Raw genomic sequence first — 16,546 nt, forward strand, 5'->3', positions numbered from 1 at the left:
TCATGGCTGATACTCAGAAAGTTTCCCCGTCGACCGTATACAACGTCCAAGGCTCCGCTGACGATTACAGGTACATCCTCAAAGGTGCAGACCTCATTCTGGTCAACAAACAGACCAATGAGTCACAGACCTTTCTCTTTGTCGGTAACATCATGAGCCTTGACGGTAAGGTAAACATGGAGTTTTCCGAGGGGGATTCCCTGCAATCCGAAGACATCTTCAACCGCTCCGAAATGGTAGACATGGACAAGCAGGATGAAGAAGCACCGGAATGGCAGGCTGTGTCCGACGAGTCCACCCCTGAAGGAGATGAAGGCAACGCAGAGGACGGCAACCTCAACGGAAATATGCTCGGACAACTTCAGGCTGCGCAGGCAGCTCTGCTGACCGACCCCAATGCCAACACCCTCTCCAGCCAGCAGCGCATGTTCGATGACATCGCTAAATTCGCCCAGCAGGACAGCCTGTCCAGTGACGTAAGCAAAGACAGCGGTAAAAAACTTGACTCCAAGGACGGCGATCAGCCGGAGGAAGACAAGAAGGACGAAGAAAAGAAAGAAGAGCCCGAGGAGAAAAAGGAAGAGCCTAAAGATGATACAGGAGATAAACCTATAACTGAGCCCGTCATTGATCCAGAACCGGAAAAGGAAAAAAAAGACGAAGGCGAAAAGGAAACGACCGAAACAGACAAAGAGTACGGCAAAGTAACAATAAAACTCTCACAAGAATCTGAATCCGGCATCAAAAACGAAGATTATGACCCGACCGCCGAAGAAGGGACTGCAGCCAGCAATGAATTTGATGATGACGGTATCACCAATAAGACCAACCTTAAAATTGTCGGTACAGCTGATGCTAACATTGAATTAGACATCTATATGGATGGCAGCAAGGTAGGATCGGTCACTACAGATGAAGATGACGGAAGCTTCACATTCAACTACAGCGTAGCCGGAAAAGATGATGGCGAACACGTATTCCAGGCACAAGTGGTCGACAGCACTCTGGAAGAACCCAAGCAATCGAACAAGCTGGAATTAGAGATTGATACCACTGATCCGGAATCAGTAGAAGCAACAGTCAAAGAAACATCAGATGAAGATATTGCTTTAGATATCGATAAAGATAAAATTTATACCAACCAGACCACCCCTACGCTAAAAGGCACAGGTGAAGCGAATACAATTCTGACCATCGAATACACGAATGAAGACGGATCAGACACAGGCACGATTGAAAACATCACAGTAAACGCCAATAAAAGCTGGAGTTACGAGCTTACTGATGAAAACAAGCTCAGCGAAGGGAAATACACCTTCACGATCACCGGGGAAGACTTTGCCGGAAATAAAATTGCAGATCCTACAACAATTGAAAATGTAATTGTTAAAACAACTTTTGCGCCGAAGGCTACCATCTCCCTTGATACCACAACAGATTCCACGGGGACTCATAGAGAAGCCCAAGCCAACGACAGAATCACCAAAGATGACGATATAGACCTGAACATCAGCATCACTGACACAAGCACACGTCAGGTAACAGTCTTTATTTACAATAACGACGGTCCTAATAAAAAACTGGGCAACGCGGACTTTGATGAAGTCTCTGGTAAATGGACTTACACAGTTAAAGAAGAAGACATTCCAGACGACGACACATACAAATTTATTGTCGAAGCCAAAGATTTAGCTGGAAACACCTATACGCCTCCGCTTTCATTTCTGGACGTAACAATTGATAGAACTGTTACCCCGGTTCAGGGCGGCCTAGATTTCAACCTTGACGCAGCAAGTGATTCCGAAGACAGCAGAGAGCTTCTCGGCAGGGACGGAGCTGATTCCGATGCAGACAGATACACCCACGGTGCCGAAGCCGGGACTGTCGGTATCCAGAAAGGATTTCTGAAATTCAACGGAACAAATGCCGGAGCTGACGGACGGATCGATCTCTATCTGATCAACAGCGACGGCACCAAAACCCCGCTCAACACGGACGGTTTCATCGAAGCCGATGGTGACGGCAACTGGTCCTATGACAAGTTTGACGCCAGCAGCTACGGCACTGACAAAGAAGTAGAACTCACCTTCCGTGCTGAAATTACCGATGTAGCGGGTAACGTCGAGTCCAAGGAAATCAAAGTTACCGTTGATAATGCTGACCCGGTCCAGTCCTCCATCGAAGTGGAAAATGCCCTTGAAACAACCCACAACGACAAAGGTTATCACACCTCGGTAACAGGCGAAGATGTAACCCTGAGCGGAATTATTGCTGAAAGTGGGAATGATGTAATCGTTACCCTCTATAAGTGCGATGCAGAAGGCGAAAACCCGGAACTGGTTACCTTCAGCAAGGAAGCAGGAACCGGTCTATCCATTGTTGCCGACGGGGATGCTTATAAATGGTCCTTTGAGGTCGAGGGCGTGGTCCATAACGACAAGTATTCATATTACGTCACAGTTGAAGACGCAGCCGGGAACATGTCCAAATCAGAGGTGATGACCTTTACCTCTGACCAGAATACCGGAAAACCCGCCATCACTCTGGATACTTCCACCGATACATCCACAAAAGGTGACCACATCACCGATTTTGTGACCACGGATGAAGGCGGCACACCGACTGAAAACCACGACATCAAGCTCAAGCTTTCCGCCGACGAGGATGCCGGACTGAAGGTTTATCAGGTTGTTGATGCTGACCCAAGTGACCCGTCCATCGTGCTTGTTGATGCTGACAACAACATCTACGGAAAGCTTGTCAACACAGCCGGAGATTTAGCAGACGGCGACACAGTTACCTTTTCCGCAGACGGTTACGATAACACCGAAACAGAACTTAAATTTGTCACTGTCGCTACGGATGAAGCCGGAAACACCAACATTTCCGACACCTACACCATGATCCTTGATGACAAAGGACCACAGGACACAGGCTCCATTGCGCTCAGTTCCATAGACAAGGAAGGAGCGACAGTAAACTACGCCAGCGGTGACGATTCCAACGCCACCAAACTGACCCTAAGCGGTTCCTTTACCGACGGTATCAACACCAGCGTTTCGGTCAGCAAGCCTGTTGTGCGGGTTTACGACAAAGGCGGACAAATCGGCACAGCCACAGTGACCGGAGATGCTGCCAGCGGGTACACTTGGACCTACGATGTAAATGATATTTCCGAGACAGATCACTCCTTCAAAATAGAAATTGAAGACGCCGCCGGGAACACGACCACTGTTCCTTCCGACGGCACTACTGTTGACATCAACATCGACCGCACTCCCCCGGTTATTGATGCCTCCCTTGCCGGTGATCTTGATACCGGCCTGTCCGATGCAAGCCTCCTGAGCGCGGCCCAGAATGCGGCTTACGCTGATGACTGGATCACCTCGGTCGACGATCAGGACATCCAGATTGATGTCGCCATTAATGAATTAGGAACTATTGTTGTTGATGTAGATGGGCATGAAATCAGCCATACGATTACAGCTGATGAAGTGACCGCCGGAAAAGCGACCATCAACCTGACCTCCGAGCTTGCCAAAGACAGCTACAGTCTGAAAGTCGGGGCTGATACTTCCAACAGCATTGATATTACCGTTACTGACACCGCTGGCAACAAAAGCCAGCTAAGCGAAACACTCGTTATTGATAATGAAGTCAAAACCGGGGCCATCAATTTTGCAGACGGGTCAAATACAGGTGATCTGGATGATACCATCACCACAGTCACCAAGCCGACCCTCAAAGGCAAGACCGAACCCAATTCCAAGGTCGAACTGCGAATCATCAAGGTGGACTCCGACGGCAACCCGGTTCTGGACAACGGCAATCCCGTTGTAGCCTTCACTGCGGCCATAATCGCCGGAAATGACGGCAACTGGGAGATTCCGACCACCACCGCCCTTGCCTCCGGTGAATACAGCGTAACCGCCACTATCACCGATATTGCAGGGAACACTGATACCGCCAGCATGCCGCTGACCATCACCGCCAAACCGAGCACTCCTGAAATAACCATGAGTGATGATACGGTTCCCCTGCTTTTCACTCCCAGCGACCCTGCAATCTCGCTGGATACTGACGGAGTAACTTCCGACGACAAGCCCAAGTTTGTTGTAACCAAAGATGCCGGCACAACCCTGACCATGACTTACTGGAAACTTGATGCAGCCGGGAACAAGATAGAATCCAGCAAGACCACCGTAACCTATGACAGTGATGCCGAAAAAGCAGCCGATTCCATTGACACCGGAGAGCTGACCGATGCAGGTGGTAATCCTGTTCTTCTGAATGGAGAAGACTATACTTTTGAATTTATCTCGTCCGACGATGCCGGAAACAGCAGTGATTCGGTCACCAAAAACGTCAGCATAGACACCGAATACAATGCCGATGACCTGACACTTGAATACAAGGTCGACAATGCCGCAGTTACTCCCGGGGCAGACGGTACAATACTGACCAAAATAGACTCGCCCGCAATTAACGGTGATGCGGAAGAGGGCAGTCAGGTCCGTATGATGGTATTGAAATACAATTCTATTGCTGATCTCAATGCCAATGGTCCCGACCTTTCAACAGCAGAAAACTTGCAGAACTTCCTGAACGAAGGAACTAATCTTGAGACCCTGCGCAGCGGGCTGGTTTCAGTGGAAAACGGCAAATGGACTGCAAGCCCTGCTTTCGGAACCGAGCCGGAAGACGTGTACTACCGGGTAGTTATTGTATCCGAAGATCAGGCCGGAAACCTTTCTGCCGAAACGATTGACTTCCATCATGACAACCAACCTCCGGCAGCCCCGGAAATCATCATGACCCCGGATGACAGCAACACTTCCATCACCGGGGATGCGCTCAACAGTGTAACTGATTTATCTCCGCGTTTTCTGGTCGACTTTGCTGATGCCGATGAAACTGTCATAACCATCACGAAAGATGACGGAACCACCATTAGCATAGATGCGAGCGAACTGACCGAAACCGTTACCGTTGACGGAGAGGAGAAATATGTAATTCAGTTCGGTAGTGATGCCGCCAACAGCTATCTTGCTGCCAATGAAAAGTTCCTCAAGGGCGGAACCTACACAGCAACCATCACAAGTAAAGATGATGCAGGCAACATCAGTTCCGACAAGTTTGACTTTGAAATCAAACAGGAAATTGTTGCGCCCGAACTCAAGCTTCTGAACACAGACATCACCGGAGCAGATACCGGAAATTCCAACGAAGCTTATACTAGTCTTCAATTCATTGCTGAGAAAGAATTCGGAGAAGGTGCGAATGTAAGTCAGGCCAGAGAGCTGACCATGACCGGATCGGCGATGGCTACTTATGAAGTCGTCCTTAAAGAAGTGATTACCGCTGCGGACGGCACAAAGAGTTATGTCGAAATCGGCAAGACTTCAGCCGGAGAGAACGGCGTCTGGGAAATCACCTTCCCAGACGGTCAGAATCCCTCTGAAGGTGACCATGTATACATCGTCGAGTGTGATGGCAAATCATCTGATCCGTACACCGTGCATATCGACAACACCACAGTTGACCCGACAATAGACCTGAAAACCGACAGCGGAACAGACGGCGACTGGCTGACCAACAATCCGACCCTGACCGGGGCTGTGGAAAAAGGTTCCACTGTCGAGATCAAAGCCACCCGCATTTACGCCCTGAATGCAGAAGGCAAGTATATTGATGAAAACGGAGACCCACAGAATGTTCCGGGCGACGGCACCATCAGTGCTGACGGCAAATACTATGTTTCTGAAGAAAAGTACTCATACACTGTATCCAGCGACAACACCGCTGACGGCAGGTACACAAACGATATCCTGAATATCAGTGAACATTCCCAGCTTGCTGACGGTAAATACCAGATTACCGTAACAACAACAGATAAAGCCGGTAACGTCAGTGAATCCGTCAACCAAATCCTTGATTTGGACAAAAGCACGGACAAACCGACACTTGAGCTCAATGCCGAAAGCGATTCTTTCTTTTCAACAGGAAAACTGGTTCTCAAGGGGGATTCGGGAAACTTCGATGTCCTTGATGACTTCAAGCTCATCAGCGACGACTATAAAACAAAGCTGGAAACAACATTTCAGGAAGATAAATTAACAAATGACCGTACCCCTAACCTGCACGGGACAGCCGAAGCGAACGCGACCATCAGCATTGCCATCCAGACAGGCGGCTCAACTCATACCTATACCACTCAGGCTGACGTAAACGGAGACTGGAATTTAGATCTGGGCAGTGAACCGCCGCTGGCAGGTAAACTGCCGCTTCCTGACGGAGAGCACACTATAACGGTCACAGCTACAGATGGTGCCGGAAACCATAAGACAAGTGATTCACTGACACTCACAGTGGACGGCAGATTAAGCAGAACAGCCGACATTGAAATATACGATGATCTCGATGGGCATGGGGTTTATGGCAATTCAAATATTTTCTATACCGCCAAAGAAGACTCCCGGGTTCATCTTCACGGCGAAAACGGTGCAGCATACGTGCTCTACCGCCTTGAAGCTGACGGGACCTACCACAACGTACAGTCCGGTTTCCTCGGAACCCACGGTGCCGACTACACAGTAAAAGACAGTGACTACCCGGCCACTGCCCTTGATGACGGCGCACACGAGCTGAATTTCAAACTTGTCACAATTGATGAGGCCGGAAACTACCAGACCTCTAATTTCACTCTGGATGTGGATACGCTGGCACCGTCCCCTGCAACCCAAATCGGGTTCACAACCAAAGATACTGCAGATAATCTTATCGACCATTCAGAAGTCGTTCCTGATACTAAAGAAGTAACAATTCATACCAACAACAATACCACAGACCTTATTGTGACCCTCTCCGCAGACACAAGCAGGGTCGAACTCTGGGAAAAAGGTGGCTCCAGTGCATTGGTTACTAATTCAGGAATTACCGGAAGCCAGACAACACTGGATATAACCGATCTAACCAGCAATATACTTAAAGAGGGCACAACGGAATATATCCTCAAATTTTACGATGACGTTGGCAACCATTCTGAAGGGAATGATGTTGACGTCAACGTTATCGTGGACACACAGCCCATGATCCCTAAAATTGAGATCACCAACGAATCTGATCGCGGCTTCAATGAAGAACCTGACGGAGTGGTCCTCACTAGCGGTGAAATTTTCACATTTACCGGGATATTTGAGGAAACAGGTGAAGGTTCTTTCGACAAAGATAAAGCCGGATACCAGATAACCGTCACCCATGAAAACGGGACCGAATGGACTTACAACTCGGAAGGAACAGGGAGCCATGACGGCGGCCCGGATATCGACTTCAATTTTAATGCTGACAATTCAGGTAAATACACCCTGACCATGAGCGACGACACTTTCATTGACGGGGATTACACAATAAAGATTGCTGCAATTGATTCTTCCGGGAATATATCCGATCCGAAAGGTCTCACTTTTGAAATTGACAACAACACTCTGGATATCCCGACAATTACCGCAGAAGAAAAGTTCGGTGGAGAAGCAATCAAGTTCTCCATGGACAGCGCATATTCCCATGATGAATCTCCTGATTACGACTACTCGGACTACAAATCGGAAATAACCATCCACACCTCCGGGGCGGATACGAGTGAAACGATCACAGCACCACTTAAGAGCGATGGTACAATTAGCAGCTACCTCCATGAAATAACCGACAACGACGAATATGCAGAAATCAAGATCGTCGACAAAGCCGGTAACGAATCCGAATCATACGTTTACGACCTTAACGACGACAACCTGAACTACACTGCTGATTTCGGAGATACTGCCGGAATCAAAACATATACGGCAACACTGACAAACACAGACACTCACGTCAGTCAGAATTTTGAAATCAGCAATGATTGGAACGCATCATTCAGTGACGCCTTAAAAGATGAAAGCGGCCTGCTTAAAGGGGGCGACTACACCCTCACAATTCAGGGCAAGGACGACGGTGGAGATCTCATCGGTGACACAAAATCATTTGATTTCAGCCTTGAAGACCTGCTTCCAGCTGACAATTCTAATGAAATTTCTTTCACTACTGACGATGCACAGGATTTCAACGGAACAAAGGAAGGAGCCGGAGGCAGTGATGCTGACAATGCTCCCGCTGACGCGCCCATAATCAGCGTTGAAATCAACCAGAATCATATTGAATTCGACATCGCATAAATTGAAAAAATATTACGAGGAAATAATATAAATGTCTGCTGATAGCGGCCCTCCATGGCCGGGTTTTGTTGATGCGCTCTCCACAGTTCTCATGATGATGGTATTCTTCACCCTGCTCATGGTTCTGGTTACGGGCACTCTCTCATACATTGTTGCGTTAAAGGAAGTTAAGCCCGGTGCTGCCACTTCCACTGAACAGGTGGAAACCATGGTGGCTGCGGCGCAGGAACTTTCTTTTATGGAACCGCCGTCTTCCATGGACAGACTCACGGAAACCATGACCCAGAGTGCGGTTCTGGGAACCGAAGACATCGTCACCAGCACTGCACCCACCCGCATGGACATCAAAGAATTGCAACGCGAGAAAGAAAGGCTCGAAAAAAGAGTAGCCCTTGCTGAAAGCGCGGCCTGGAATGCCCATCAGGAGCTTGAAAAATTAAAAGCAGAACAAAAACAACAGACAACCCAGAATCCGCAATTAGAAACCAAGCTTAAGGCTGCATTGGCTAAAATAAAACGCCTTGAAGCTTCCGGTGCGGAAGAAAAGAACATTAAGACCGAAGATGAATTTGTGCCTCCGGCTTTTATCACTAAACTGGTCAAGGGCATGAACAACAAACACCGGGTTATTATTCTTTACAACAAACTGACCAGTACACTTGAAGAAAAAACAGAATCCGAACTGCTGGCATGGATCAAAAACAACGAGTCAGCCGTAATGCAGCACGGCTTGAACCTGACCGCGACCCTGAGTCACAAAGGGGTCTCAAACAGCATGGCCAATTCTGTCTCCTTCAAGCGGCTTTACGGGCTGATCAAGTTCGTAAACAACAAAGCACATATTCCCAAGAGCAAAATCAAGTTCCGCGCTTTGAACGAAGGCGTGCCGGGAACCAATCAGGTTGTTGTCAGTATTGGAAGCAATAAAAAAAGCAAAAACACGGACAAGGATATTTCCGTGAATAAATAAGAGGCCGGAATTGGATAATCAAAAAGATCCCCTCTCACCTCAGCCCGAAAACATTACCGCTGAGGTAAAAGAGTTCGCGCCGGAAGAGAATCCAGACCTCTTCAATGCCGGTAAAAATCAAGCAGGTGTCCCGCTCAATGTCTGCCTTAAAAAAATTGCAGACAGATTCGGAATAGTTGTCTCCGACAACTCCCTGCAACTGGGAAGTTCTTCCCCGGCTCATGAATACCTGCGCATTCAGGCTGACAACATGGGGCTTGAAAAATCAATAGCTCCCCTGCCGTATAAAATCGATGAAGATATGCTGCCGCTCATTGTCCAGTACAATGACGGCAGCTTTGCACTTCTTGAAGAGAAAATCGGCAGAAAACTTGTTTTTTGGAACGGCGAACAGCAAATCATCCGCAACAGGAAATCAGAATTCCCGGATTTCAAAGACTGGTCCTGTTCACTGAAGCCGACCTTTGAAACCGACAAGGTCCCTTTTCTAAGCCTGACATGGTTCATGGGCCAGATTGGCAAGATGTGGCCATTGTATTCGCAAGTGATTCTGGCAACCGTGCTGATCCACTGCTTCACGTTGGTTATTCCTCTGCTGATGGGTATTTTCTACGACCGAATCCTGCCCAACCTTGCTGAAAACTCACTGCGGGTCTTGATTACCGGTGCTGTAATTGTGCTCGCGTTTGATTACATTCTGAAAAATGTACGCACTTCGCTGATTGAAAAGGCTGCCCTGCGTGTTGAGCAGGATGCGGAACCGCAATTGCTCTCCCTTTTTCTGGATACCAGCTTTTCGAAGCTTCCGATATCTGCCGGGCACATGGCTCATGCTGTACAGGAATTCTCACGCATCAAGTCTCTATTCACGACTCAGCTGGTGGTCGGCTCCATAGATTTTTTCTTTTTATTCTTTTTCCTGTTCATCATTTATCTGAACAGCGGGATGCTCTTTGCTGTCCCGGCGGTTACATCGCTGCTGGTGCTGATTGTTGCCATTGTTTACGGCTTTTTCATCGACAGCAATGTTTCCGCACAGAGCAAACTGCAATCGCGTAAGACTTCCTTTTTGAATGAAGTCTTTAACGGCGTTGAATCAATCAAAATCACCAATGCCGCGCGGGTCTTTGTCTCCCGCTGGGCATCCGAGGTTGAAAAGTCCGGTGAGATGGCATCGAAATACCGCATTGCCCAGTCCCGTTGTTCCATGACGACCGGATTTCTGGGCCAGCTCAACTCTGCCGGATTGCTGATTGTCGCCTTTTTCCTGATCAAAGAAGGACACATGAGCAGCGGTGGTCTGCTGGCGACCATGGTCCTTTCCAGCCGCTGCATCGCGGTTTCGGCCAGTATGTCCAACCTGATTACTTCATATCTGTTTGCGCGCCGGTCCTATAAAGACCTGCGCCATATTCTTGAGCTGGAAAAGGAAACCAACGAAACCCGGCAGTATAAAATCCAACAGCTGGGTGGTGGAGTCCGCTTCGACGGAGTTTCCTTCCGCTATATGCCTGAATCCCCTTATGCTCTTGAGAATGTTTCCTTTGAAACCAGACCGGGAGAAAAAATCGGGATCATCGGGCCGATGGGCAGCGGTAAAAGCACCCTGCTCAAACTGCTGGCCGGACTTGCCGATCCCAGCGAAGGCATAATCATGCTGGACGGGCACAACATGGCCCACCTGAACATTGAAAAAGTCCGTGAATTTGTTGGCGTTGTGCCGCAATCACCAGTGCTTTTCCATGGCACTCTGGAACTGAACCTGCTCATGGGCTCGCGCACGGCAACCCGGGAATCACTGCAACAGGCCCTGACCATTTCCGGGATAAATAAATTTGTGTCCAAACACCCGCTGGGCCTCAAAATGCCCATTCTTGAAGGCGGCAAAAACCTGTCCCGGGGACAACGGCAGGCGGTTGCCGTGGCCCGTGCGCTGATCAGCTCACCGCCTCTGCTTCTTCTTGATGAGCCGACCAGCTCCATGGACACCGCTCAGGAAAGGATGCTCATCAACCAGATCAAGGAAACCATGGCCGACAAATCCATCTTCGTCATCACCCACCGCCCGCAAATGCTTGAGGTGGTTGACCGCATCATGATTGTTGACCAAAACCGCATAGTCGCCGACGGCCCACGCGATGAGGTACTCCGAAAACTTTCCAGCCCGGCTCCGGCCAAGCAGGCTTAACTATGGGCAGTAACTGGAAAAGCAACCTCATGTGGTCTCTCGAACAAAGCATCGGCAACTTCATTGTGCTGCTGCTCATTCTTGCTTTCACTACCGTATTTCTGATCTGGGCGCATTTCAGCAAGATTGAAAAAACCGTCCGCGCTCAAGGAGTAGTGGAAACAAACCTTACCGACAAGATCGTGGGCCATTTTGAGGGCGGGGTTGTGGAAAAAGTATTTGTTGAGGAAGGCGATACTGTCCGCAAAGGACAGGAAATTGTAGCTATTGCCAACACAAATATAACCGAAAAACGCAATAAATCGCAGATCAAAATGAGACGATTACAGGCCAAGCTGAACCGTTTGATCGCAGAAAGCAACAACAATACCGACGAGTTCGCGGCGAAAGCTTTCACCCCGGAAGAGCAGAGTGAAATCCAGTTCGCGCGATTCAGGGGCGACGCTCTGGATGAGAAAATCAACATCCTTAAAACCCAGATTCAACAATCCAGAGCGGCTTTATCCGCCAGCGAAGAGCATGTCCGCAACCTGCTTGATGAACAGAAGGTTCTCAAAGAGCAGCACGATATGCTTGAACCCATGGTAAAAAAAGGAATCGGCTCCCGGCAATTGCTGCTGCAACGCAAGACAGAACTGGCAAAAATCACCACCAGCATTGCTGAAATTTACAACAAACGCGATGAATATTCCCTTGAAATACGGGAACTACAACAGCGTATCAATCAGGAACAACTCGATTTTTACCGTGACATACGCGAGGAAATAAACCTCGCCAGCTCCGATTTGAAAGCTGTTCGCGAAGAACTCAATGCAGCTAACGAACAGATTGTGCGCAGTGTTATCCGCTCGCCAATTGACGGAACCATTTACAAATTGAGCGCAAATACTGTGGGCGGGATTGTCCGTTCCGGTGAAGCTCTGGCGGAAATTGTCCCCCTTGATGCGACCATCCGCATTGAAGGCAAGGTCCAGCCCAGCGACCGGACCAAAATCTGGAACGGTATGACGGCCAAAATCAGGCCTTCGTCATATGAATTTTCCGACAGGACCATGCTCAAAGCCAAGATTGTAAACATCTCAGCAAAAACATATTTCGATGATCTGACCCGGACATGGTATTATCGGGTTATTTTTAATACGGTCAATCAGGACACGGAAAAAATTAAAGAATTCCTGCCCGGTATGATCGTAGAGGTAAACATCCTCTCCGGTGAAGAAAGCGTGCTTGAATACCTGCTTTCACCAATTACCAGAGGAATGCGCGGCGCACTTTCTGAACACAACACCCGCTAGAATTCGAACAGGACACAATAATGCCGAATAAAACTGCTGAAACATTGAAACGTTTTTTTTCAATAAAAAACATACTGCTTGCAGTACTGATTCTCGCGATGTCGGGCGGTACTTTTGAAACGCTCACCTATTTTTGGAATGATAAAAAAGAGACCCTTGATGCAGAGTTGAAGCAGTATCAACAAATTGTTGTCAAAGATAAAACCGAGCTGATTTCATCTCAACTGGTTGATTACGTTACCCGCGCCAAGGAACTTGCCCGTGCAAGGATTTTCCGGGTCGCCATGGACAGTCTCAATTCTTCCGATGCAACAGAAATATCAAAAGCAGAGGAAGACCTCCGTAACTTTGTGAAGGTCTGCGGTTTTTCTGCGGGAACGCTCTTTGAGCCGAATGGCGACATTTTTGCGACCACAGACGGCCTGGAAGACATTCTTGCCCTTGATAACAAGGAGACTGTGCTGGAAATCATGCAGAGCAGGAAGCCTGTTTTTTCCCCGCTGCGTATGAAAGGTAACGGACTTGTCACCGACCTGCTCATCCCTGTTTATGATGCCTATGCCACCAGCACGGCAGAAGCACCGGCCAAGATACTCATGCTGGAAATCCCCATGAACTCGGTCCTGCGGGCTTTCTCAGGTACTGATATATTCAAATACAAAAGCTCCATCCACCTCATTCAAGTAAACGGCAAAACCAGTGAACAGGCGGTTTCAACTCATCAGAACAACTTCAAACTGCAAGCGACGACAGCTTCATTCGACGCGGTAAATGAAGTAGGATTTGATAAAAGACCGTCCCTTTCCAATGAGGAGGAAGTCTACTCCTCGGCTCAATTCATTCCTGTAGTCAACTGGTGGGTGATGATTGAAACCGAAACATCCGCGGCTGACCGTGCTTACGCAATCTACCAGCAGCAGAGCATTGTTTTAGCGGCATTGGCCTTAGCAGCCGCAACTTTCTTTATCCTCACAGTACGTTTCATTGCCGCAACACGGAAATACCATCGCAAAAGCTCCCGTCTTGAAACCAGAATCCCGGTTCTGCAACATGAACTTTCCCTACTGCGCATCATTAACAATGCCCTTCCGGACCCGGTATCCCTGAAAAAAAGCGATGGTGGAAATTTCCTGCACGTCAATAAAGCTTTCGCAGATTTTCGCGGTCTGCAAAGAAATGCAGTCATAAACCTGACCGACAAACAGGTCTTCGACCATGCTGAAGCGGAAACCCTTTCGCATGGCGACGAGATGGTCAGCATGTCCAATTCTTCATACAGCGAGGAATTGACCCTGATCCGGGGTTCCATCAAATCCACCCTGCAAGTGACTTTTGTCCCCTGCTCCGTAAATGACGACGGAGACTCCATTCTCACAGTATACCGTGATGTGACTCAGGAACGAAATAGTGCTGAAAAAGGAATCGAAGTACGTCAGCAGGTAATCAACGCGTTGATCCGGGCAGTTGAAAGCGTTCCTTTTCTGGACGGGCACACCTCACTCATGCGTAAGCTGGCCCTCGAAATTGCAGAAACATTACTCCTCAGCGACTCTGACTGCGCAACAGTTGAGGCAGCAGCGATTCTTTCACAGGTGGGTAAAACCTTTGTTCCCAAGGAAATCATGGAAAAAGAAGGTAAACTCACTCCTGAGGAAATTAAAGAGACTCAGCGATACATTGAACATACCTGCAAAATTCTCGAAGGCGTGGAATTTGACCTGCCAATCACCCAAACTATCTGGCAGATGCAGGAAACCCTTGATGGAAGCGGATACCCCAACCAGCTGGAAGGGCGCAACATTTCAATGCTGGCCAGAATCCTCGGGGTAACAAACACCTTCAGTGCGCTGGTCCAGAAACGCTCCTACCGCAAAGCCAAAACCGCAAGGCAGGCTGTTGAAATCCTGCAAAGCATGGCGGACAAAAAATACGACAGCTCGGTAATCGAAGCACTGGGGGCTGTAATTGAAACCCAGTCTGGAAAATTGATTCTGGCAGAAAGCCAAGTTGAATTTTAACACTCTGGACAGTTAAAAAGAGAAGGAGACATGAGGAATTCTTCATGTCCTTTTTGTGCTGAATTTGGTACGCTCCATAAATAATACTTGATCCTCGCATGCAATTTTAGATAATTAAAATATATTGGCACTGCCCCTTTTAACATACCCCTTTTCAGGAAAAACCATGAAATCAAAAATATTACGAACTATCCCAATCATATTTGCATTATCCTCTTTCCTTCTGCTGATGCCGGTTAAAACCATAGCACAGACTGAAACTGCAGTTAATCCAGAAACAGTCCAGACAGTAGTACCCCAGATCGACACCAAAGCGGAAACACTCGCCAACCTGCTCCAATACAAATCCGAGCTGGAAAAACAGATAAAAGAAACCAAGAAGGAACTCAAAAAGACTCCCCACCAGATGGATAAGGAGACTCTTTCCATAAAGCTGAGCGACCTTAAAGAACAGCTGAAGAAAGTACGCCAGAACTTTGTAAAGGTAGCTACCGGACTGGATCTTTCCTTATTCGACGAAGAAGCACAGCAGAATTTTATCTGGCAGGAAGAGGTAAAAACACTGGTCAGGCCTTTGCTTCAGGAACTCAAGGAAATGACCAAACGGCCGCGCCAGATCGAACGCCTGAAAAGCCGTGTTGCATACTTCGAAAGCAGATTGCCAAGAGCCAAGGAAGCAGTTGAAACCATCACAAAACTGATCAACGAAGCCAAATCCCCTGAGCTCAAGGCGGAACTCGGCATCCTTAAAATCGAGTTTGAAAAGCGTCAGACCAACATCGACAACCAGCTGGATGTTGCACAGTTTGAACTGGCGGAACTGACCAAAGACAAACAGTCATTCTTTGAATCCACCAAAAAGGTAATGGCTATCTTTTTCAAAAGCCGTGGTAAAAACATCCTCTTTGCCATGCTGGCTTTTGCCGGAGTATTTTTCTTTTTCCGCTTGGTGGACCGGGTTTTCAAAAAAAGCCACCCGGCCTTCAAAAGCAAGGAACGCCCTTTTTATATCCGTCTGATCGAAGTAATGCTGCTTATTTTCACAGTTATCGCAGCCACTTCAGCATCACTTTTCACTCTCTACGTATCTGGTGACTGGTTCCTGCTCAGCATCGCAATAATCTTTATCATCGGTGCTCTCTGGACCGCTCGAGAAGGATTTACCCGCTACTATGAGCAGGTAAAACTCATCCTTAACCTCGGTTCCGTACGGGAAAATGAACGCATAATTTACAATGGGGTTCCTTGGCAGGTAGATAGGCTTGCACTCTATGCAAAGCTCAAAAACCCCGCTCTCAGCCCCAGCAGAATCAGATTACCCATCGGTGAATTGGAAAATGTTGTTTCCCGTCCAGTGGGGAAAAGCGAACCCTGGTTCCCGTGCATGATTGACGACTGGGTAATTCTCTCGGATGGTGTTCGCGGTAAAGTAATCAGCCAATCCCCGGATATGGTGGAGCTGATCCAGCGCGGCGGAGCCTACGTGACCTACCAGACTTCTGATTTTCTGGGCCTCAATCCCAAGAACCTGTCCCGCAACTTCCGCCTGAAATCAGTATTCGGTATCGACTACTCCCATCAGGCAGAATGCACTTCCACCATTCTGGCTCAGGCCAAGGAATTCATTCGCGCGCGGCTTGATGAGGACGGTTACACCGAACACGTGCTGAACCTGAATGTTGAATTCGAATCAGCGGCTGCCTCATCACTCAATATCGTCATCATAGCTGACTTCCATAGTGATATTGCAGAGTTGTACGGACGCTTAAAACGCGCACTTCAACGATACAGCGTCGATGCTTGCACCCACTATGGATGGGGAATCCCGTTCAATCAGCTGGTCATTCATAAAGCGGAATAAAACA

General features: G+C 48.2%; 6 protein-coding genes. All 6 read left to right on the plus strand.

Features of this window, described 5'->3' with window-relative positions; genetic code table 11:
• The first annotated feature begins 2 nt into the window (after positions 1 to 2).
• Positions 3 to 8,210: an Ig-like domain-containing protein gene (locus ACNI29_RS18935; protein WP_419779922.1), complete on the plus strand. Its 8,208-nt coding sequence runs from the start codon at positions 3 to 5 to the stop codon at positions 8,208 to 8,210.
• A gap of 31 nt (positions 8,211 to 8,241) precedes the next feature.
• Positions 8,242 to 9,180 carry a hypothetical protein gene (locus tag ACNI29_RS18940; protein WP_419779923.1) on the plus strand — a complete coding sequence of 313 codons (939 nt, stop codon included), beginning with the start codon at positions 8,242 to 8,244 and terminating at the stop codon, positions 9,178 to 9,180.
• Between the two features lie 10 nt (positions 9,181 to 9,190).
• Positions 9,191 to 11,368, plus strand: coding sequence for an ATP-binding cassette domain-containing protein (locus ACNI29_RS18945; RefSeq protein ID WP_419779924.1), 2,178 nt, complete (start codon positions 9,191 to 9,193; stop codon positions 11,366 to 11,368).
• 2 nt (positions 11,369 to 11,370) lie between these two features.
• On the plus strand, positions 11,371 to 12,663 hold the full coding sequence (locus ACNI29_RS18950; RefSeq protein ID WP_419779925.1) for an HlyD family type I secretion periplasmic adaptor subunit: 1,293 nt from the start codon (positions 11,371 to 11,373) through the stop codon (positions 12,661 to 12,663).
• Between the two features lie 20 nt (positions 12,664 to 12,683).
• A complete protein-coding gene (locus tag ACNI29_RS18955; RefSeq protein WP_419779926.1) occupies positions 12,684 to 14,681 on the plus strand; it encodes an HD domain-containing phosphohydrolase in 1,998 nt (665 codons plus the stop codon).
• Between the two features lie 166 nt (positions 14,682 to 14,847).
• Positions 14,848 to 16,542 carry a coiled-coil domain-containing protein gene (locus ACNI29_RS18960; RefSeq protein ID WP_419779927.1) on the plus strand — a complete coding sequence of 565 codons (1,695 nt, stop codon included), beginning with the start codon at positions 14,848 to 14,850 and terminating at the stop codon, positions 16,540 to 16,542.
• The last annotated feature ends 4 nt before the right edge of the window (positions 16,543 to 16,546 follow it).

It is taken from the genome of Maridesulfovibrio spiralis (SeqCode) (assembly GCF_048571135.1).
GTDB lineage: Bacteria > Desulfobacterota > Desulfovibrionia > Desulfovibrionales > Desulfovibrionaceae > Maridesulfovibrio > Maridesulfovibrio spiralis.

Bases quoted from the DNA above. Each gene is read 5' to 3' on its own strand.
- ACNI29_RS18955 (WP_419779926.1), top strand. From the start codon at position 12,684: ATGCCGAATAAAACTGCTGAAACATTGAAACGTTTTTTTTCAATAAAA.
- ACNI29_RS18940 (WP_419779923.1), top strand. From the start codon at position 8,242: ATGTCTGCTGATAGCGGCCCTCCATGGCCGGGTTTTGTTGATGCGCTC.
- ACNI29_RS18935 (WP_419779922.1), top strand. From the start codon at position 3: ATGGCTGATACTCAGAAAGTTTCCCCGTCGACCGTATACAACGTCCAA.
- ACNI29_RS18960 (WP_419779927.1), top strand. From the start codon at position 14,848: ATGAAATCAAAAATATTACGAACTATCCCAATCATATTTGCATTATCC.
- ACNI29_RS18950 (WP_419779925.1), top strand. From the start codon at position 11,371: ATGGGCAGTAACTGGAAAAGCAACCTCATGTGGTCTCTCGAACAAAGC.